Below are 18,957 nucleotides of genomic sequence, written 5' to 3' on the forward strand. Positions count from 1 at the left end.
CAGGCGTCTCCCTTCTCTCTGATCAGGACAAGATGTGATCGGCTGGTTTCAGCGTCCGGGTCATTCGGTGGTAGCTGAAACTGAACCCGGGAAACATGGCAATCACATGACCACTCTTGCTTTGATACCAACTGTGGCAGCCTCCGGACTTCCACACCGTGCGTTCCATTTCCCGGTGGATCATTTCAGTGTAGGTACGTTCTGCCTCGGGGCGAACTTCGATGCTGCGCAAACCCTGTTCTTTCAGCGTGCGAATGCAATCGAGAATGTAGTTCATCTGGGATTCGATGATGAAAAGCGCCGAAGTGTGGCCGATTCCGGTGTTGGGCCCGGTGACGATAAAGAGGTTGGGGAAGTCCGGCAGACTGGTACCGAGGTAGGCGCGAGGGTAGGTGGCCCAGAAATCCCTGAGTTGCTTGCCGTTTTTACCTGTTACCGGGTAGGAAATCACCCCGTCGGTGGCGTCGTAACCGGTGGACCAGACAATCAGGTCCAGGTCGATGTGCTGCCCGTCCTGGGTAAAGATGCCGGTTTCGTCCATGGACGCGATGCCCTGTTCGCGGCTGTGCAACGTTACGTTGGACCGACCGAGTGCCGGGTACAAGGTGCTCGAAACAATGACGCGCTTGCAGCCGATGGTGTAGTCCGGTGTCAGTTTGCGTCTGAGTTCGGGGTCGGGGACCTGGCGTTTGATGAAGCGCAGGGTGTGTTGCTGGACCAGGCGGATCGCCGGTTTCGAGTATTTGAAGGCGATCACCCGGGTTTCGAATTGCCAATAAATCATCCAGCGCAGCACCTTGTAGGCCGGTTTGAGGCCGAGCAACCAGCGCTGGAAGGGGCCGAAGGCGCGATCGGCCCGTGGCAGCACCCAGTGCGGCGTGCGCTGGAACACATGCAAATGCTCGACGTCCGGGGCAATGGCCGGAATCACCTGCGCCGCGCTGGCGCCACTGCCTACGATGGCGACGCGTTTTTGCCGATAGTCGTAGGTGTGATCCCAGTTGTTCGTGTGAAAAGTCTTGCCTTGAAAGCGCTCCATGCCCTCGAAATGCGGAATGACCGGTTGACTCAGCGGCCCCGTGGCATTGATCAGGAACCGGGCGTAGAACGTGCCTTTGTTCGCGGTGTGCACCGCCCAGTGTCTGGCGTCGTCGTCCCATTCGATGCGTTCAACGTTGGCTTCCAGTTCCACACGGTCGCGCAGGCCGAATTCATCCACCACGTACTGCGTGTAGCGATGGAGTTCGGCCTGTTCAGCGAACATTTGGGTCCAGCGGTAAGGGGCGAAGGACAGCGAATAAAGCGGTGAGGGCACATCGACGGCCGCACCGGGGTAGGTATTCTGGCACCAGGTGCCGCCGAAAAAGTCCCGCCGCTCCAGCAGTCGAAAATCATCGATGCCGGCCTTGAGCAAATTGATCGCCGCACACTGTCCGCCAAATCCGCTGCCGATGATCAACACTTGAAAAGTTTGCATGGGTCTCCTTTTTTATCGTTGTGTATTGAACCCTCTCTTCATGTATAGCCAAACATTCGACGCCTGCTTCACGGCAATACCGCGGTATTCAGACTGCCAGCCGGTGATGGCTATTTGACGTTGCCCTGTTAGACTTCCAGCACACCTGAAACCTCGGTGTCAGCAGGTTCCGTGCAGTGGCGCAGAGGCTCCAATGGAAAAAACGGGCGGAAAAGGACTTTCACTAACCAAGAGGCTCTACGCAACGCGAACCCTGGGGCTCGCCGCGGGGCTGGTGTGTGTGGCCGCCGCGATGTACCCGCTCGACCCGGCGCCGTGGGTCTGGGCGCTGATGCTCTTCAACGGTGTTTTCTGGCCGCACGTGGCTTACCAATGGGCGCGTCGGGCAAAAGCTCCCTATCACGCCGAACATCGTAATCTGCTGGTCGATGCCTTTCTGGGTGGCTTCTGGGTTGCCGCCATGCAATTCAATCCGCTGCCTAGCGCAACCACCATCGCCATGATGGCGATGAACAACGTAGCCATCGGCGGCCCTCGCTTCCTGCTGGTGGGGGCCGTTGCGCAGGTGTTGGGGGGCGGTGTCGGATTTCTGGTGTTTGTGCCGGCCTTCGTGCCGCAAACCAGCCCGTTGCAGATGTATGCCTGCCTGCCGCTGTTGACCCTGTATCCGCTGGCGCTGGGTTGGATTTGCTTCCGACAGGCCACCACGCTGGGACGGCACAAGCGTGAATTACTGACCCTGAGCCGCACCGACAGCCTCACCGGCCTGCTCAATCACGGGGCCTGGAAAGATCAGCTGGAAATCGAATTCCAGCGCGGCAAACGCCAGCCGCAGGGCGGGGCGATTGCACTGATCGACATCGACCATTTCAAAACCATCAACGACACCTACGGCCATGTCGCCGGGGACATCGTGTTGCGTCAGCTGAGCAAGATGCTCAAACAGAATCTGCGGGCGGCCGATGTGGCGGGTCGCTACGGTGGCGACGAGTTCTGCGTCATCCTCCCGGGCCTTGCGCTCGATCACGCCGCAGCCGCCATGGATGCGCTTCGTGATCGCTTCGCCACCCTCGGTTATGAACAGAACCCGGCGCTGAAAGTCAGCCTCAGCATTGGGCTCGCCGCCTTCAACCCGGCTCACAATGACGCGATGCTGTGGCTCAACGACGCTGACCAGGCGCTCTACGAAGCCAAGACCACCGGCCGTAATCGCGTGATCTGTTGCGGGGATGGCAAGCCGCGTCACGTACTGATCGACTCGATCTGAACGCTACACCGTGCACTTGTGGAATCTTTGGTGAATCGGGATTGCCGACTCCGGCTCCGGTTATGAACCGGGCCTGACCCAGGTCCGCGACATCGCCATCGATGAACTGAAAGAACTCGGCGCCACCCATCGAGTTCGTGCCGAACACCCCCTCGACAAACGCAACCCCGTGATCGCGACGCTGAAGGGCACCGGCTAGGCGAGGCGTGGGTACGCCAGCGCTGGACGGGTTCGGGATTGTGGGCGGCAATATTCATACGCCGGAGGAATACGCGGAGGTTGAGAGCGCGGCGCCGCGGATTTATCTGTTATCGCGGATGATATGGAGTTGGCCAAGAAACAAGTCGTCAATGCTGACGCCATCGCCGGCGGGCGTTGGCGTCAGAACAGATGCACGCTTTTACTCTTTAACGCTCATGAACTCTTCCGCCCAACGAATGTATTCCTCAGGCTGCGTGTAGGTATGCGTCAGTTCCGTCGCGCTCAGATCCGACGCCTGGGTGAAGATCTGCCGCTGCTCGCGCAGGCTGTCGTAGGTCGCCTTGATCGCCGCGAAGTACGCGCCATGCCCGTCGATGGTGACGCGCACGCCCAGTTCGGCCAGGCGATTGTCGTCGCGCAGCAGCGGGTTGCCGTAGGTGACCAGCATCAGCGGCACGCTCAGGTGTTCGGCAATCTGTTCGAGGTGATCGAAGTCACGCACGCCCACCATGCAAATCCCGTCCGCACCGGCTTTCTGGTACTGCTGGGTGCGGCTGATGACTTCCTGCACCGGCAGAATCCCGGCATTGGTGCGAGCCACGATTGCCATTTCCGTATCAACCCGTGCTTCCAGCGCGGCGCGGATCTTGCCGACACCTTCAGCGACGCCGATCAGGTCGGTGGACTTGCGGCCGAATTGCGCGGGCAACAGCGTGTCTTCGATGGTCAGGGCCGCCACGCCGGCGCGTTCGAGCTCGACAATGGTGCGCATGACGTTCAATGCATTGCCGTAGCCGTGATCGGCGTCGGCGATGACCGGCAATTGGGCAACGCGACCGATACGGGTGGCTTGCTCGGCGAACTCGCTGAGCGTGATCAGGGCGAAATCGGGGGCGCCCAGTACCTGCAGCGAGGCAACCGAACCACCCAGAATTCCCACTTCAAAACCCAGGTCCGCCGCGATGCGTGCCGACATCGGGTCGAAGACCGATGCCGTGTGATAGCACTTGTTGGACGCGAACAGTTCACGGAAGTTACGGCGCAAATCCTGATGGGAAAGCCTGGACATATGAGTTCCACCAATACAAAGGAATGGAAAGGCTTGAACAAGAGTGTCAACGCCGAAGATACAAAAGGCTATCACGCAACAGGGGTGAGAATGATGACGAATTTGCAGGGTGGCCCTGATCGGGCCCCATCCTGCTGGGCGGGAGGCCGTCTTTTCAGGCAGCCACAGCCTGTTGTTGTTGATTGAGCAGTAGCACTGCGCGTACGGAGTTGCCGGGTTGCAATTGCAGGCGTTTGGCGGTGAGTCGGTCGACAATCAGGCTGTTGCCCACCCGTCGGGCCGGGGCGGCGGTGATGCGGCAGTTTTCCAGTCGGCGGTTGTGGATCAGCCAGACCGGAGCCTGTTCGTCCGGGGTGCCGATGGCCAGCACCAGCGCCTGGCTGTCGCGCACGGTACGGATTTTCGACAGCGGTGCCTCGATGACCGGGCCGGCGTCGAAGATGTCGATATAGCCTTTGTGGGTGAAACCTTCGGCCGTGAGGATTTTCATCGCCGGCTCGGTGTTGGGGTGGGCCTTGCCGATCACGGCCTGGGCCTGCTCGGTGAGCAGGCAGGTGTACAGCGGTTGGCGCGGCATCAGTTCGGCGATGAACGCTTTGCTGCCCAGTCCCGACAAGTGATCCGCGTGGCTGAAGTCCATCTTGAAAAAGTGCCGGCCCAGGCTGTCCCAGAACGGTGAACAGCCTTGCTCATCGGCGCTGCCTCGCAGTTCGGCGATGAGCTTCTCGCCGAACAGGTGGGCGAATTCGGCCGCAAACAACAAGCGTCCCAACGACAGCAATCGGCCATTGCTGCCCTGGCGTTGATCGGGTCGCAGGAACAATGAACAGATTTCCGATTGCCCGGTCATTTCATTGTTCAGAAACAGGGTTGGAATCTGTCGCTGGATGCCCAGGTCCGGTGATGAACTGACTGTCAGCCCGACCCGATAGTTGTACCACGGCTCACGCAGCCCGACGGCCCCCGTCAGGGCACTGACCCCCACCACTTGCTGGTCATCGTCTTCGAGCACGAACAGGTAGTCGGCATCGGCCCGCTCGACCTGTTCGGCGAAGGTCCGTTGTGCCCAGCGCAGCCGGTGGGCCAGGCGATCCTCGTTGGCGGGCAGGGTGGTTAACCCCGGGCCAGCCTGCCGTACCAGTGCCAGCAGGGCGGGCAGGTCGGTGACGTGAACCGGACGGACAATCATGATGCAGCTCCTTCTACGGGCCGACGCAAATGCAGGGCATGGGGCCGGATGATGCTCACAGGGCGATCAACCGGATCGGGCTGCCTTCGCTCACGTTCAGGGCCGTGCACATCTCGGTGCTCAGGGGCACGGGATGTCCGGCGGTGTACTCCAGATCGGCGACGATGGCACGATAGTCCTTCAACGAATCGTTACTCACGAGATAGCGGCCGCGAGCATCGATGACGTCGCCCGGTGTTGCCGTGCCGGTCTGGCTTTGCGCGATGGAACGGATGCTGGCGAGACGCGCGTACAAGGTCGGGCCGCCGTCGAACAGGTCGATGTAGCTGTTGGTCTCGAACCCCTCGCGTTCAAGGATATCGAAGGCTTCCTGGCCATCGGGGTGGATGCGGCCGATGCAGTCCTGCGCCGCCTGGGGCAGCATCGGCACGTAGATCGGGTATTGCGGCATCAGTTCGGCCAGGAACGTCCGGCTTTCCAGCCCGCAAAGGCGCTCGGCCTCGGCGTAGGGCAAGTCGAAGAAATGTTTGCCCAGCGCATCCCAGAATGGCGACCCTCCTTCATCGTCGCTGTAGCCGACGATCTCGGTGATGACCGCTTCGGCAAAGCGCTTCGCATGAGCGGCAATGAACATCAGTCGCCCCCGTGACAGCAGTTCGGAGGACGGCGTACGCACCAGCGCCGCATCGATGTGAAAACCGCGCAGCAAGGTATGGCCGCTGAGGTCGTGACACAACGACAGCGCCGGCACGCCGTGCTCGATGTTCAGTTCTCGCGAGGCGCTGGTGAAATGGCGGTTGCGCAGGCTGTAGAACGGTTCGTCGAAACCGGCCGTGGCGAGGATCTCCGAGCAGCCTGCCAGGCGTCGGTTCGTCAGGTCCTCCAGCACGAAGAAGTAGTTTTCCGGGCCATGACCCTGGACGTCTTTGGCGAACGAGGCGCAGGAGTCGAGAATCCGCTCATGCAAGCGTTCGGTATCGTCCGGCAAGGACGTGACGCCGACCAGGCTTTCGCGCGCCAGTCGCTGCAGCTGGGGCAGGTCGGTTAACTCCACTGGGCGTAAGACCAGCATGGATGCACTCCTGTATCAAAGGGTTCGGCGATTGGCACGAACCTGACTATCACTGTCGGTTTCCACGCGTTTAATCGGCGGTCGCTTGATGGCTTGCCAGCGCCGCTCTTTTTCTAATCAGTCGTTATTCGGGACAGCACTGTTTCGGCGTCCCATGCAATTGAGAGGCCGGTCGGGTTCTGGCAACGGAGGCGGTGGTTCATGTCTCTGGGAGAGGGCATCCGGGCTCCTGCTGGATGGGGGGGTGTTGTTTACATTTTATAATCCGTTACAGCAGTATTTATTTATCCCGCGCCCCATGTCTAGTGAATTTTTGCGCGGTCCTGTCCAGCCCCAATATGGGGCGAAATGCCCGTAGGTCGGGGGCTACACGGATGTCGATCAGCGTTGTAGGCCCTCGCTGACAGTGATGTCGGAGATCGCTGTTTTTTAGGGAGGATCGGTGTAATGAAACGCCCCCGATCGCACTTCTTACGGCACAATTACGCCTGAATGGTGGCTTGACGCCGTTTTCTTTTCCTTAAACCGAGTGATCTTTCGTGCAGGCAACCCGTTTGACCCTGATGTGCCACGCTCGAACCGTCGCACAGAAATTGGCGCGTTTTCCTACGGATGAGCCTGTTGAGATGGATTGGCAATCGGCACAAGGCTCCCTTCGTTCCCGGTTCAAGGGGACGCCGCGGCTGTTCAGCGGACCGGAACGTCGAGCACGGCAAACCGCCGGGTTGTTCGGCAGTGATGTGGAGATTGTCGAGGCGCTGAGGGATTGCGATTTTGGACGCTGGAACGGCGCGCAGATCGATGATCTGCAGAAATCCGAACCGCAGGCACTGCAGGCCTGGCTCGATGATCCGCATTCCGCGCCTCACGGTGGCGAGTCGGTAGCAAAACTGGGTGATCGGGTGGCTGCATGGCTCAAGACACTGGAAGCTACGCCGGGCCACATCGTTGCCATCACCCATCCATTTGTCATTCGTGCGGCGTTGACCCAGGTGTTGCAAAGCCCGTCGTTTAATCGGGTCGACGTCGAACCGCTGTCAGCTATCGAGTTGCGGTTCAATGGTTGCTGGCGTTTGCGTTTGTCGAGCGCTGACGTTGAGGGAGGGTATTAATGAAAAAACTGATGGTCATCGGCATCGGTGCCGGCAATCCCGACTACATCACGATGCAGGCCGTGAAGGCGCTGAACCTGGTTGATGTGTTTTTCCTGATGGACAAAGGCCAGAGCAAGGACAAGCTGATCGACCTGCGTCGCGAGATTTGCGAACGCTACATCAGCGAACACGTTTACCGCTTCGTTGAAGCGCATAGTCCGGAGCGTGAGCGCGGTGATGTGGACTACAAGGCCAGTGTGGAAGATCTGAACCTTGCCAAGCAGATGACCTTCGAGCGGCTGATCAATGAGGAAATGTCCGACGGCCAGTGCGGCGGTTTCCTCGTGTGGGGCGATCCGGCGTTGTATGACAGCACCATCAGAATCCTGCAGGCGATTCTGGCGTCAGGCCGATGTGACTTCGAGTTTGAAGTGATCCCCGGCATCACCAGCGTTCAGGCGTTGGCGGCGCAGCACAAGGTGCCGCTGAACCGGATCGGTCGATCCATTGAAATCACTACCGGCAGGCGGTTGGCGGCCGGGCAGGTGAGTGATGCCGACAGCCTGGTGGTGATGCTGGACGCGGAAGACTCCTACCATCAGGTGGCGGATCAGGAGACAGAGATTTACTGGGGCGCTTACCTGGGGACGCCGGATGAAATCCTCATCAGCGGCAAGCTCAAGGACGTGGCGGATGAGATCGAGCGGGTGCGCAAGGCCGCGCGGTTGGCCAACGGGTGGATTATGGATACGTATCTTTTGCGTAAGCCTTGAGATCAGGGGGGGCACGGGCCTCACATTCCCGTTTTGACCTCCCGTCCAAACCGCTCCCGATACACCGACGGTGGCACGCCGACCACGCTGCGAAACGCCACCCGGAAACTTTCCACCGAGCGATAGCCGCAATGTTCGGCAATCCGGTCGGTGTTCTGGCTCGTGCTTTCCAGCAACTCCCGAGCCCGCGCCAGGCGTTCATGTTGCAACCACGCTTTGGGCGGCATACCGGTCGCTTCTGTGAACCGACGCAGAAAAGTGCGCTCACTCATGGCCGCTTCGCTGGCCAGGTCGCGAACCTCCAGGGGTTCATGCAAGCGCTCACGAGCCCACTGCATCACGCGTGAAAGATCGCTGCGCGGCGTAGGACTGACCGGTGTCGGAATGAACTGCGCCTGGCCGCCGGTGCGTTGCGGTGACATCACCAGTCGCCGCGCCACCGAATTGGCCACTTGCGTACCGAAATCCCGCGCCACCAGGTGCAGGCAGGCATCGATACCGGCAGCGCTGCCCGCTGAGGTAATCAGTTGCCCCGAGTCGACGTAAAGTACGTCGGGGTCCACCAGAATGTTCGGGAATCGCTCGGCCAGTTCCGCGGTGTAGCGCCAATGCGTGGTAGCGCCGTGACCGTCGAGCAAACCGGTCGCCGCCAGCACGAACACACCGGAGCAGATCGACAGCAACCGCGCCCCGCGCGCATGGGCCTGGCGCAGGGCCGCGAGCAACGTTTCGGGCACCGGGGCGCTGCGATCACGCCAGCCGGGAATGATGATGGTTCGGGCGTCGCGGAGCAGTTCCATGCCGCCATCGGCCAGCACCTGAATCCCGCCCATGGCGCGCATCGGGCCCTGGTCGACGGCGGCGATCCGGTGCTCGTACCAGGGGAAATCGAACTCCGGCCGTGCCAGGCCGAAGATCTCCACGGCGATGCCGAACTCGAATGTGCAGAGGCCATCGTAGGCCAGAATCGCGACCAATCCAGGGGTGGGCTGCATTTGGCGGAAAGTTCCCGGTGAGTGTCTTGTGCGCCACTTTAGCCGCTGGCGACTGGGGAATAAAGTCTTCTCACACCCACCGAGACACTGGAGTACGACCCATGACCAGCCTGGTCCGCAATGTTCCCGCCGCACCATCGGCCATTGCCCTGATGCATTTCAGCAACCGTCTGACCTTTGAAACCGACTGTTCCGACGTCTACAACAGTCAACAGGCGGGGGACGTGGATTTTGTCCTGGTGGACGTGCGCGGTCCGCAGGCGTTCGAGCGCGGACATGTGCCGGGCGCAATCAATTTGCCGGGGCGACTGCTGACCGCCGAAGGATTGGCGGGTTACGGTAAATCCACGCTGTTCGTGGTGTATTGCGCCGGGCCACACTGCAACGGTGCCAACAAGGCCGCGGTGAAACTGGCGGCGCTGGGTTACCCGGTCAAGGAAATGATCGGCGGGGTGACCGGGTGGCTGGATGAAGGATTTGAGTTGAGCGCACAGGTGCAACAGCCTGCGGTGACCGTCATCGGTTGCGAATGCTGAATTTCAGGCAACGCTGATCAAATGTGGCGAGGGAGCTTGCTCCCGCTGGGTCGCGAAGCGGCCCCAGAAACTGCGACCCGATTCGTACAGTCACTGCGCATTCGCAAGGACTGCGGCCGCTTCGCAGCCGAGCGAGAGCAAGCTCCCTCGCCACAAAAGCACCTGCCGTAAACCTTCTGCCACTAAAGCACTTGCCACATTTACCACAAAGGCATCGGCCACAGAGTCAGCGGGCGCCTGAAGCCGCCCACCATTTGTCCAGCGTCGCCTGCAACCAGTCAAGAACGGCTGCATGGGCGGCGCTGTCCGGTTCTCCCCGCGGCAACGGCGACTCATCGGCAAAGTGCGCATTGAGCGTCGCCACCGATTCTGCATTCCACTCCGGATGAAACTGCAACCCCACCCGCGCAGGGCCTACCCGATACATCTGCTGCTCGCACTGATCGCTGCTGGCCAGCAACTGCGCGCCGGGTGGCAGGTCTATCGCATCTTCGTGCCACTCCAGCACTTTCAGCTCCTGGCCATCGGCAAACGTCACTGAGGTCCAGCCCGTTTCGGTCCGATCCATCCGCCGCACATTTCCGCCCAGACCCAGCGCCAATAACTGCGCTCCCAGGCATATCGCAAACACCGCAGCGCCTCGATCCAGGCAGCCCGCAAGCCACTGCCGTTCGGCCTCCAGCCACACCGGTCCGGCGTTGGACTCATAAGGCCCGCCCAACACAATCAGCGGTTGCGCACTCACGGGTGGTAACTGGCCTAGGTCTGCGCGAAAGACATTCAACGGCAGCCCCCGCAACTCGGCCCACTCGGCAATCGCGCCCGGACCTTCAGCCGGGTGGTGCTGGATCAGGTTCAGCCCGCGCATTTCATTGTTCATTCAGCTCGCCTTTTTTATAAATATTTGTCGCCTATGCACAATTTGCACGCCGACAGCCGCTCTAGACTGCCCGCCACTTCGGTCTTCTCCAATAAAAAAGCTCTGACCGAAAGCTACCAATCGAACGCTGCCAATAAAAGCCTCCGCACACAGGAGTTATAAATGAAGAAGCTAGTGATGTTCGGTGCCCTGGCACTGTCGATGTTGTCCCTGACCGCCGTGGCCGAAGACGCCAAGCCGATCCGCATCGGTATCGAAGCCGGTTACCCGCCATTCTCGATGAAGACCCCTGATGGCAAACTCACCGGTTTCGACGTCGATATCGGCGACGCGCTGTGCGAGCAGATGAAAGCGAAGTGTGTCTGGGTCGAGCAAGAGTTCGACGGCCTGATCCCGGCCCTGAAGGTCAAGAAAATCGACGCGATCCTGTCGTCCATGACCATCACCGACGACCGTAAGAAAAACGTCGATTTCACCATCAAGTACTACCACACCCCGGCGCGCTTCGTGATGAAGGAAGGCTCCGACGTCAAAGACCCGTTGACCGAACTCAAGGGCAAGAAAGTCGGTGTGCTGCGCGCCAGTACCCACGACCGCTTCGCCACTGAAGTGCTGCAACCGGCCGGCATTATCCTGGTGCGTTACGGCTCCCAGCAGGAAGCCAACCTGGACATGGTCTCCGGCCGCCTCGACGCGATGCTGGCCGACTCGGTCAACCTCGACGACGGTTTCCTGAAAACCGATGCCGGGAAAGGCTTCGCGTTTGTTGGTCCGACCTATGAAGACGCCAAGTACTTCGGCGGCGGTGCCGGCATTGCGGTGCGCAAGGGTGATAAAGAGCTGGCGGACAAATTCAACGCCGCCATCACTGAAATCCGCGCTAACGGCAAGTACAAGCAAGTGCAGGACAAGTATTTTGACTTTGACGTATACGGTCATTAATACGCTGTAAAAAAGTGGCCTCCGTTGACGCGGTGGCCACTTTTTTTATGCTGTCATTTCTATGAAATGAGAACCCTGTGGGAGCGAGCCTGCTCGCGATAGCGACCTGTCAGTCGACATTAAATGTTGAATGTCAGTCCGCTATCGCGAGCAGGCTCGCTCCCACAGGGGACCTCACTGTTTTGATATTCAGGAGTTCTCCCATGCAACGCATCGACCATCCACTGCCCTGGAGCCACCTGGGCACCGAACGCTCCCTCAGCGTGTTTCGTTATGGCGCCGGCACCCGCAAGGTTTACATCCAGGCCAGCTTGCACGCGGATGAATTGCCAGGGATGCGCACGGCCTGGGAACTGAAGAAACGCCTGGCAGAACTGGAAACCCAGGGCCAGTTGCAAGGCGTGATCGAACTGGTGCCGGTGGCCAATCCCATCGGTCTGGACCAGCACCTGCAAGGCAGCCACATGGGCCGTTTCGAACTTGGCAGCGGCAAGAATTTCAACCGCTCGTTCGTCGAGTTGAGCGCGCCAGTGGGCGAATTGATCGGCGACCGGTTGGGTGCCGATGCAAGCGCCAATATCGCGTTGATTCGTCAGACCATGGGCCAGGTGCTCGACGATTTGCCTGCACCCAAGTCGCAACTGGAAGCCATGCACCGTTTGCTGTTGCGCCACGCCTGCGACGCCGACATCACCCTCGACCTGCATTGCGATTTCGAAGCGGCCATTCATATTTATGCACTGCCGCAACACTGGCCGCAGTGGCAGCCACTGGCGGCTCGCTTGAAGGCGGGCGTGGCGCTGCTGTGTGAAGATTCTGGCGGCAGTTCATTCGACGAATCCTGCTCCTCGCCGTGGTTGCGACTGGCCAGGGCGTTTCCCGAGGCGGCGATTCCGCCGGCCAACCTGGCGACAACGCTGGAGCTGGGCAGCATGGGCGATACCCGCGTCGATCAGGCCCAAGCCAATTGCGAGGCTATTCTCGGGTTCCTCGCCGAACAGGGTTTCATCAAAGGCACCTGGCCAGCGGCACCGAGTGAATGTTGTGAAGGCATGCCGTTCGAAGGCACGGAGTATCTGTTTGCGCCCCATCATGGCGTGGTCAGTTTCCTGCGCGATGCGGGTGAATGGGTGGAGCAGGGGGATGCGTTGTTTGAAGTGGTTGATCCGTTGAACGACCGGGTTACTACGGTGCGCGCCGGGACCAGCGGGGTGTTGTTTGCGATTGATCGTGGGCGCTATACGCAACCCGGGACGTGGCAGGCGAAGGTGGCGGGGCGTGAGCCGATTCGGGCCGGGAAGTTGATCAACGACTGACCGCAAGTTTTTTAGTGCTCTATCGAGCCTCTTCGCGAGCAAGCCCCCACATTTGAAACGCCTTCCCCTGTGGGAGCGGGCTTGCTCGCGAAGAGGCCATGCGGGGCAGCGAAAATCCCTCGACCGGCTTCACAATGTTAGGCTCTGCCCCGAATCCTGCGCTTTGTGAAGGAAGGTTTATGTTGAAGGTTCTCGCTCTGCTGACACTCCTGGCGTCCGCCGCCGTCCACGCTCAAACCCCGCTGCACACTGATCTGCCGCTCAAGTACCTGGCGCAAGCCAACCCCGAATCGGTCAATCAGCCTCTGGTTATTTTTCTCCACGGCTACGGCAGTAACGAACAGGACCTGTTCGGCATCAAGGATGAATTGCCTGCCCAATACAACTTCCTGTCGGTGCGGGCTCCGATGGTGATGGAAGAGGGCAGTTATCAATGGTTTCGCAAGAAAGGCGAAGGTGCCTACAACGGCGAGACGGATGATCTGAAGGCCAGCGGCCAGGTGTTGCTGGATTTCATCTCACAGGCTGCGAAGAAATATCACACAGAACCGAACAAGGTTTTCCTGGTGGGCTTCAGTCAGGGCGCGATCATGTCCTACGAGGTCGCGCTACGTCATCCCGAGGCGGTGGGCGGGATTGCCGCGTTGAGCGGGCGGATTCTGCCGGTGCTCAAGTCCGCGCTCAAACCGGATGAAAAACGCCAGAAACTGGCGATTTTCATCGGGCATGGCACGGCGGACAAACGCCTTCCCTTCAACGACGGCACTGAAGCGGACAGCCTGTTGCAGAGCCTGTCACTCAAACCCGAGTTCCATGCCTACCCGGGTGTCGGGCACAGCATCAGTGCCACCGAGATGCAGGACTTGAGCGCCTGGTTGCAGCGGCTCAACCCTTGAGCCTTACTTGCCGCTGACGATCTGTTTGACCAGCGCTTCGTGGCCGGCATTGTCGCTGAGGCGGGAAATCACCTGAACCAGCGCCATGCGCGTGCCCGAGGCAGCCATCAGCGTGGTATCGAGGGTTTTGCCGCCGCCCTGGGTGGCGATGCTGTCGATCTGTCGCAGCCCCAGGCCGGTGCCTTTCTGAGTGATGCTTTTTTCGCTGAGCTTGGTGAAATCCGGCAGTGCCTTGGCTTGCTCGGTGGCGAAGTCGGACGCCGTGGCGTCGAGGAACTCACCGTCGTTGTCCTTGGCATTGACGCCACCGGGGATGGTGTTTTCAGCAGCGATCACCACGGTTTTCGTGGTTTCGTTGGTGTACATGGTGCCACTCGCGCCGGTCGAGCTCGGTGGCAGAGGGTTGGCAATGAAGCCCTTGGGCAGGGTGAAGATGAATTTATTGCCCAGCATCGAGACTTTCTGCGTCGACGCCGCCTCTTTGGCCACGACCTTGGCAGCCTGCGCGTTCAAAGCCCCCAGGCTGGCAACCGCCAGCAGCAGGACAACGGCTTTTTTACTCAACAGTGACATTCAAAATCTCCAGGGTGGTCTCGCGGTGGGGGGCGATCATCCCATGGAGGTCGTGACGCATTCCAGCGTGGGCTAACGGACGGTCGGGTAAACCGCTTTTGAATGTAGCCAGTGTCGCCGTGGTGAGAGCCGAGCCCTCACCACGGGAACGAGTATCGCAAACGGCTTACTGCGCCTGATTCTGCGGAAATAGATTGCGGCGGGTTTCTTCGTCGAACTCGGCCTTCAACACCAGTTTCTCTTTAAGACCCTGGGCACGCTGCGCTGCCGGGCGGGCGCTGATTTCATCGAACAGACGCTTGACGTTCGGGTACGCCGCCAGGCCATTCTCGCCGAGGATGTACGGCGCATAACCGGCCCAGCCCCAGAGCGCCATGTCGGCGATGCTGTAGGTGTCGCCCGCCAGATAGGGATGATCGGCCAGGCGCTGGTCGAGCACGCGGTAATGGCGTTCGACTTCCTTGAGATAGCGGTTTTTCGCGTAAGCCAGGTCTTCCGGTGCGTGATGCAGGAAATGCACAGCCTGGCCGGAGAACGGCGACAGGCCGGTGGCGATGAACATCAGCCACGACAGCAGTTCGGCTTGCCCGGTGATCGAGGTCGGCAGGAAGCGTTGATGTTTTTGCGCGAGGTGCAGCAGGATTGCCTGGGAGTCGAAGACGGTAGCGTCGCCATCGACCAAGGCTGGCACCTTGGCGTTTGGGTTGATCGCCAGGAACGCTGGCTGATGTTGCTCGCCCTTGAAGGTGTCGACGCCGATCAATTCGTACGGCGTTTGCAGCTCTTCGAGCAGCAGGGCAACTTTCATCGGGTTGGGCGAAGGGTGGAAAAAGAACTTCATGGTGTAGGCCTCAGTCAGTGATGGGTAAGTAACTGAGGCTGATGGTGGGCGAAACCCGTTCGATTGACGTACCAGGTTGTCGTTCTATTCGTTCGAAATAGTTGAACGAGTTGTCGGTGTATTCGCGGGTTTGGCCAACAGGCGTTTGGTGACGCCGAGCATGGCCACGGAGACCGCTACACCGACGCCGAACCCGCTCAGGCCCATGACGGGCAACGTCAGTGCTAGGACGAGGCAGAACGCTGCGAATGAATACATGCCCGTCGCTGTGGCTCGCAACAAGGCCGCAGTAAAGGCTGGCCCGCGGGTTTGCTGGGAAAACACTGCCATCACGCTGCCCAATACCGGGAACACCGCGAGCAGGCCGCTCCAGCGTTCGCCGACGGTGCTCGCCAGTAAGGTCACGGCGAGGGTGAGCAGGGCGCCAGCGATCATGCGCAGCAACAATTTATCGGACTTGGGTGCGGAGCCTGAAACGATGGGCTGTACGGTCGGGAACAGATACGGCGCCGCCAGCAGCGCAGTCGCGGCGGCGATGACGGAGAACGTCAGGGACGGCGGGATCACCGATAGCACAACGGCTGCCGTCGCCCAGACCAGCAGCGAAACGGTCAGTGCCCATGGCCATCCAGTCCGTTGTGCGACCTGGGCGTAGGTGACGCAGAAGGCGATCATCGCAAACATCGCGGATAACGCGGCGCTGGCCGATTGCGCGGCAAACACTTCGCCTTGCTCGATGGCGAGGAAAAACAGAATCGGCCCGACCACCACAGGCAACCCCGACAGCCAACCGGCGACGCTCGGACCCCAGCGTTTGCCCGCGAGGGAGATCAGCAAGAGAAACCCGGGAATGACCAGCAGTTTGAGCAGCAGCACGCTTGCGCCTCCGACCTGTGTGAGGGGCAACGTTAGCATTGTGGGTGGCGGATTGCTCTATGGATATCGATGTTTTGTATACAAAGCGTCAGGTTTCAAAAGATCACCTTCCCTACGGGTTTTGCCTGTACATCAGTTCGAGTGAAACGTCTAAGCTGCCCCTCCCGTCTGTTTTCTGGAATAAGTGCGTGAAATTCAGTTTGCCCAAAGTCGCCACTGCGCCATTTTGCCCGCCGGAAGTGGCGGGCAGCGTTGCCGTTGACCCTCGCGCGTCATTCTTCAAGCGTGTCCTGCGTTTCGCCGGTCCGGGTTTGCTGGTGTCCATCGGCTACATGGACCCGGGTAACTGGGCCACCGCCATCGAGGCCGGTTCGCGGTTTGGCTACAGCCTGTTGTTCGTGGTGCTGCTGGCCAGTCTGGCGGGCATGGTGGTGCAGTGTTTGTGCTCGCGCCTGGGCATTGCCACCGGGCGGGACCTGGCGCAGTTGTCCCGCGAACGCTACAGCACGCGCACCGCGCGCACCCAATGGTTACTGGCGGAAATCTCGATCATCGCCACCGACCTTGCCGAAGTACTCGGCTGTGCGTTGGCATTCCATCTGTTGCTGGGTTGCTCGCTGACCTTCGGCATCGCCCTCACGGCGTTCGACACGCTGTTGGTGCTGGCCCTGCAGAATCGGGGCTTCCGCCGCCTGGAAGCGATCATGCTGGTGCTGGTGAGCACCATCGGTGTGTGTTTCTTCGTTGAGTTGCTGTTGATCAAGCCTTACTGGCCAGACGTCGCACGGGGATTCACGCCGTCGTTGTCCGCCATCGGCGATGCTGCGCCGCTGTACCTGGCCATCGGGATTCTCGGGGCCACGGTGATGCCGCATAACCTGTACCTGCACACCTCGATCGTACAGACCCGGATGATCGGCAAGGACCTGGCCAGCAAGCAGGACGCCGTGAAGCTGGCGCGTATCGACACCATCGGCTCCCTGGCACTGGCGTTGCTGGTCAATGCCGCGATCCTGATTCTCGCGGCGGCGGCATTCCACAAGACCGGGCACACCGACGTGGTGGACATCCAGGACGCCTATCACCTGCTTGATCCACTGGTGGGCGGGGCGTTGGCCAGCGTGTTGTTTGGCGTTGCGTTGCTGGCGTCCGGTCAGAGTTCGACGTTCACCGGCACCATCGCGGGGCAGGTGATCATGGAGGGTTACCTGAACCTGCGGATTCCCTGCTGGCAACGGCGGTTGATTACACGAGGGCTGGCGCTGATCCCGGCGTTTATCGGCGTGTGGCTGATGGGGGACGATGCGATTGGCAAGCTGCTGGTGCTGAGTCAGGTGGTGTTGAGTCTGCAGCTGCCGTTTGCGCTTTATCCGCTGATCCGGATGACCAACGACCAGAAATTGATGGGGCCGTTTGTGAACCGGCTGCCGACGCGGGTGTTGGCGTGGGGATTGTTTGTGGTGATCAGTGGGGCGAATAGCTGGTTGATTCTGCAGTTTTTGGCGTGACTGTCAGGGCTTCATCGCAGTCTTCCTCAGGCAAAAGGACCCCGGTGCATCTGATGTCTGCCAGCCCTTTGTGGCGAGGGAGCTTGCTCCCGCCGGGTTGCGAAGCAGCCCTGAAATCTCGGCAACTGTCGAAGATTTTGGGAGCGCTGCGCACTCCAGCGGGAGCAAGCCCCCTCGCCACAAAAGCTAGCCCTGCAGAAACACCGGGGGTGTTGCCGGACGGCAGCGGATCTTCGTGGGTCCTCGCGCCGTCCGTTGAACGCGTTACGCTCGTTCGAGTGCCAGCGCCACGCCCTGACCGCCACCGATGCACAGGGTGGCAAGGCCTTTCTTGGCGTCACGCTTGATCATTTCGTGCAGCAGGGTCACCAGCACGCGGCAACCTGACGCACCAATCGGGTGGCCCAGCGCAATGGCACCGCCGTTGACGTTGACCTTGTTCAAGTCCCATTCCAGGTCCTTGGCCACCGCCAGGGATTGCGCGGCGAAGGCTTCGTTGGCTTCAACCAGCTCAAGCTGGTCGATGGTCCAGCCGGCCTTGTCCAGGCAACGGCGAGTCGCCGACACCGGACCGATGCCCATGATCGCCGGGTCCACGCCCGCGTTGGCGTAAGCGGCGATTTTTGCCAGCACCGGCAAACCCAGGGCCTTGGCTTTTTCCGCGCTCATCAGGATCACGGCGGCGGCGCCATCGTTCAGGGACGAAGCGTTACCGGCGGTCACCGAACCGTCCTTCTTGAAGGCAGCTTTCAGTTTGCCCAGGGATTCGGCGGTGGTGCCGGCCCGTGGCTGCTCGTCGGTGGCGAAGGACAGTGGGTCGCCCTTGCGCTGCGGAATCAGGATCGGCGTGATCTCATCGGCAAAACGCCCGGCTTCGATAGCAGCCACGGCTTTCTGTTGCGAGGCCGCCGCGAAGGCGTCCTGTTGTTCGCGGGTCAGGTTGTACTTGTCTGCCAGGTTCTCGGCGGTGATGCCCATGTGGTAATCGTTGAACGCATCCCACAGGCCGTCGCTGATCATGGTGTCGACGATTTGCGCGTGACCCATGCGCAGGCCGGTGCGCGCCCCGGGCATGACGTAGTTGGACAGGCTCATGTTTTCCTGACCGCCCGCAATGATCACCTCGGCGTCGCCGCAGCGAATCGCCTGGGCGCCCAGGTGCAGTGCCTTGAGACCCGAGCCGCAGACCTTGTTCAGGGTCATCGCCGGTACAGCGAACGGCAGGCCGGCCTTGATCGACGCCTGGCGCGCAGGGTTTTGCCCGGCGCCGGCGGTCAGCACCTGGCCCATGATCACTTCATCGACTTCAGCAGGGTCCAGACCGGTTTGCGCCAGCAACTGACGGATCACCGCGGCGCCGAGGTCAACGGCGGACACATTGGCCAGCGAACCCTGGAAACTGCCGATGGCGGTTCGGGTGGCGGCAACAATGACGACTTCTTGCATGGAATG

18 protein-coding genes and 1 pseudogene are annotated in these 18,957 nt (G+C 60.5%); 9 read left to right on the top strand and 10 right to left on the bottom strand.

Annotated elements, in window-relative coordinates:
- Nucleotides 1-22 precede the first annotated feature (22 nt).
- Nucleotides 23-1,477, bottom strand: a complete 1,455-nt coding sequence (locus tag B723_RS17810; RefSeq protein WP_017337998.1) for a flavin-containing monooxygenase — start codon at nt 1,475-1,477, stop codon at nt 23-25.
- Between the two features lie 193 nt (nt 1,478-1,670).
- Here B723_RS17810 and B723_RS17815 point away from each other — a divergent pair, with 193 nt between their 5' ends.
- Both B723_RS17815 and B723_RS34135 read left to right on the top strand, forming a co-directional pair.
- Nucleotides 1,671-2,744: a diguanylate cyclase gene (locus tag B723_RS17815; RefSeq protein WP_017337999.1), complete on the top strand. Its 1,074-nt coding sequence runs from the start codon at nt 1,671-1,673 to the stop codon at nt 2,742-2,744.
- Nucleotides 2,745-2,790: 46 nt separating this feature from the next.
- Nucleotides 2,791-2,940, top strand: a pseudogene (locus B723_RS34135) (glutamate carboxypeptidase); the annotation flags it as partial.
- A 204-nt stretch (nt 2,941-3,144) separates the two neighbouring features.
- Here the strand turns inward: B723_RS34135 and B723_RS17820 are convergent.
- The 3 genes from B723_RS17820 to B723_RS17830 form a co-directional block, all read right to left on the bottom strand.
- Nucleotides 3,145-4,014 (bottom strand): isocitrate lyase/PEP mutase family protein, encoded by an 870-nt coding sequence (locus tag B723_RS17820; RefSeq protein WP_017338000.1) that lies wholly within the window; start codon nt 4,012-4,014, stop codon nt 3,145-3,147.
- Between the two features lie 154 nt (nt 4,015-4,168).
- Entirely contained in the window at nt 4,169-5,203 is a 1,035-nt protein-coding gene (gene astA / locus B723_RS17825) for an arginine N-succinyltransferase (protein WP_017338001.1), read from the bottom strand.
- 55 nt (nt 5,204-5,258) lie between these two features.
- Nucleotides 5,259-6,275 (bottom strand): arginine N-succinyltransferase, encoded by a 1,017-nt coding sequence (locus tag B723_RS17830; protein ID WP_017338002.1) that lies wholly within the window; start codon nt 6,273-6,275, stop codon nt 5,259-5,261.
- 539 nt (nt 6,276-6,814) lie between these two features.
- On the opposite strand from B723_RS17830, the gene B723_RS17835 reads away from it, so the two are divergent.
- A complete protein-coding gene (locus tag B723_RS17835) occupies nt 6,815-7,387 on the top strand; it encodes a histidine phosphatase family protein (protein ID WP_017338003.1) in 573 nt (190 codons plus the stop codon).
- On the top strand, nt 7,387-8,142 hold the full coding sequence (cobF, locus tag B723_RS17840) for a precorrin-6A synthase (deacetylating) (RefSeq protein WP_017338004.1): 756 nt from the start codon (nt 7,387-7,389) through the stop codon (nt 8,140-8,142). Before B723_RS17835 ends, cobF begins: the two co-directional genes overlap by 1 nt.
- 20 nt (nt 8,143-8,162) lie before the next feature.
- On the opposite strand, the gene ftrA is transcribed toward cobF, so the two are convergent.
- Entirely contained in the window at nt 8,163-9,137 is a 975-nt protein-coding gene (gene ftrA / locus B723_RS17845) for a transcriptional regulator FtrA (RefSeq protein ID WP_017338005.1), read from the bottom strand.
- 101 nt (nt 9,138-9,238) lie between these two features.
- Between ftrA and B723_RS17850 the strand changes: the two genes are divergently transcribed.
- A complete protein-coding gene (locus B723_RS17850; RefSeq protein WP_017338006.1) occupies nt 9,239-9,673 on the top strand; it encodes a rhodanese-like domain-containing protein in 435 nt (144 codons plus the stop codon).
- A 226-nt stretch (nt 9,674-9,899) separates the two neighbouring features.
- On the opposite strand, the gene B723_RS17855 is transcribed toward B723_RS17850, so the two are convergent.
- The gene (locus tag B723_RS17855; RefSeq protein ID WP_031318722.1) at nt 9,900-10,541 is read right to left on the bottom strand and encodes a type 1 glutamine amidotransferase; all 642 of its coding nucleotides are present in this window, start codon (nt 10,539-10,541) and stop codon (nt 9,900-9,902) included.
- Between the two features lie 174 nt (nt 10,542-10,715).
- On the opposite strand from B723_RS17855, the gene B723_RS17860 reads away from it, so the two are divergent.
- From B723_RS17860 to B723_RS17870, 3 genes are all read left to right on the top strand, one after another.
- The gene (locus tag B723_RS17860; RefSeq protein WP_017338008.1) at nt 10,716-11,495 is read left to right on the top strand and encodes an ABC transporter substrate-binding protein; all 780 of its coding nucleotides are present in this window, start codon (nt 10,716-10,718) and stop codon (nt 11,493-11,495) included.
- Nucleotides 11,496-11,698: 203 nt separating this feature from the next.
- On the top strand, nt 11,699-12,811 hold the full coding sequence (locus B723_RS17865; RefSeq protein ID WP_017338009.1) for a succinylglutamate desuccinylase/aspartoacylase family protein: 1,113 nt from the start codon (nt 11,699-11,701) through the stop codon (nt 12,809-12,811).
- Nucleotides 12,812-12,990: 179 nt separating this feature from the next.
- Nucleotides 12,991-13,707 carry an alpha/beta hydrolase gene (locus B723_RS17870; protein ID WP_017338010.1) on the top strand — a complete coding sequence of 239 codons (717 nt, stop codon included), beginning with the start codon at nt 12,991-12,993 and terminating at the stop codon, nt 13,705-13,707.
- A 3-nt stretch (nt 13,708-13,710) separates the two neighbouring features.
- Here the strand turns inward: B723_RS17870 and B723_RS17875 are convergent, their stop codons facing one another.
- From B723_RS17875 to B723_RS17885, 3 genes are all read right to left on the bottom strand, one after another.
- The gene (locus B723_RS17875; protein ID WP_017338011.1) at nt 13,711-14,280 is read right to left on the bottom strand and encodes a hypothetical protein; all 570 of its coding nucleotides are present in this window, start codon (nt 14,278-14,280) and stop codon (nt 13,711-13,713) included.
- 166 nt (nt 14,281-14,446) lie between these two features.
- On the bottom strand, nt 14,447-15,121 hold the full coding sequence (locus B723_RS17880) for a glutathione S-transferase family protein (protein ID WP_017338012.1): 675 nt from the start codon (nt 15,119-15,121) through the stop codon (nt 14,447-14,449).
- A gap of 84 nt (nt 15,122-15,205) precedes the next feature.
- Complete coding sequence (locus B723_RS17885; protein WP_017338013.1) at nt 15,206-15,997, bottom strand: hypothetical protein; 792 nt, start codon at nt 15,995-15,997, stop codon at nt 15,206-15,208.
- A 188-nt stretch (nt 15,998-16,185) separates the two neighbouring features.
- Here B723_RS17885 and B723_RS17890 point away from each other — a divergent pair, with 188 nt between their 5' ends.
- Nucleotides 16,186-17,505, top strand: a complete 1,320-nt coding sequence (locus B723_RS17890; protein WP_017338014.1) for an Nramp family divalent metal transporter — start codon at nt 16,186-16,188, stop codon at nt 17,503-17,505.
- 264 nt (nt 17,506-17,769) lie between these two features.
- Here the strand turns inward: B723_RS17890 and B723_RS17895 are convergent, their stop codons facing one another.
- Complete coding sequence (locus B723_RS17895) at nt 17,770-18,951, bottom strand: acetyl-CoA C-acetyltransferase (protein ID WP_017338015.1); 1,182 nt, start codon at nt 18,949-18,951, stop codon at nt 17,770-17,772.
- Nucleotides 18,952-18,957: the final 6 nt, after the last annotated feature.

It is taken from the genome of Pseudomonas fluorescens NCIMB 11764 (genome assembly GCF_000293885.2).
GTDB lineage: Bacteria > Pseudomonadota > Gammaproteobacteria > Pseudomonadales > Pseudomonadaceae > Aquipseudomonas > Aquipseudomonas fluorescens_B.

Bases quoted from the DNA above. Each gene is read 5' to 3' on its own strand.
- astA (WP_017338001.1), bottom strand. From the start codon at position 5,203: ATGATTGTCCGTCCGGTTCACGTCACCGACCTGCCCGCCCTGCTGGCA.
- B723_RS17855 (WP_031318722.1), bottom strand. From the start codon at position 10,541: ATGCGCGGGCTGAACCTGATCCAGCACCACCCGGCTGAAGGTCCGGGC.
- B723_RS17865 (WP_017338009.1), top strand. From the start codon at position 11,699: ATGCAACGCATCGACCATCCACTGCCCTGGAGCCACCTGGGCACCGAA.
- B723_RS17820 (WP_017338000.1), bottom strand. From the start codon at position 4,014: ATGTCCAGGCTTTCCCATCAGGATTTGCGCCGTAACTTCCGTGAACTG.
- B723_RS17810 (WP_017337998.1), bottom strand. From the start codon at position 1,477: ATGCAAACTTTTCAAGTGTTGATCATCGGCAGCGGATTTGGCGGACAG.
- B723_RS17875 (WP_017338011.1), bottom strand. From the start codon at position 14,280: ATGTCACTGTTGAGTAAAAAAGCCGTTGTCCTGCTGCTGGCGGTTGCC.
- B723_RS17815 (WP_017337999.1), top strand. From the start codon at position 1,671: ATGGAAAAAACGGGCGGAAAAGGACTTTCACTAACCAAGAGGCTCTAC.
- B723_RS17850 (WP_017338006.1), top strand. From the start codon at position 9,239: ATGACCAGCCTGGTCCGCAATGTTCCCGCCGCACCATCGGCCATTGCC.
- B723_RS17895 (WP_017338015.1), bottom strand. From the start codon at position 18,951: ATGCAAGAAGTCGTCATTGTTGCCGCCACCCGAACCGCCATCGGCAGT.
- B723_RS17830 (WP_017338002.1), bottom strand. From the start codon at position 6,275: ATGCTGGTCTTACGCCCAGTGGAGTTAACCGACCTGCCCCAGCTGCAG.
- cobF (WP_017338004.1), top strand. From the start codon at position 7,387: ATGAAAAAACTGATGGTCATCGGCATCGGTGCCGGCAATCCCGACTAC.
- B723_RS17870 (WP_017338010.1), top strand. From the start codon at position 12,991: ATGTTGAAGGTTCTCGCTCTGCTGACACTCCTGGCGTCCGCCGCCGTC.
- ftrA (WP_017338005.1), bottom strand. From the start codon at position 9,137: ATGCAGCCCACCCCTGGATTGGTCGCGATTCTGGCCTACGATGGCCTC.
- B723_RS17880 (WP_017338012.1), bottom strand. From the start codon at position 15,121: ATGAAGTTCTTTTTCCACCCTTCGCCCAACCCGATGAAAGTTGCCCTG.
- B723_RS17860 (WP_017338008.1), top strand. From the start codon at position 10,716: ATGAAGAAGCTAGTGATGTTCGGTGCCCTGGCACTGTCGATGTTGTCC.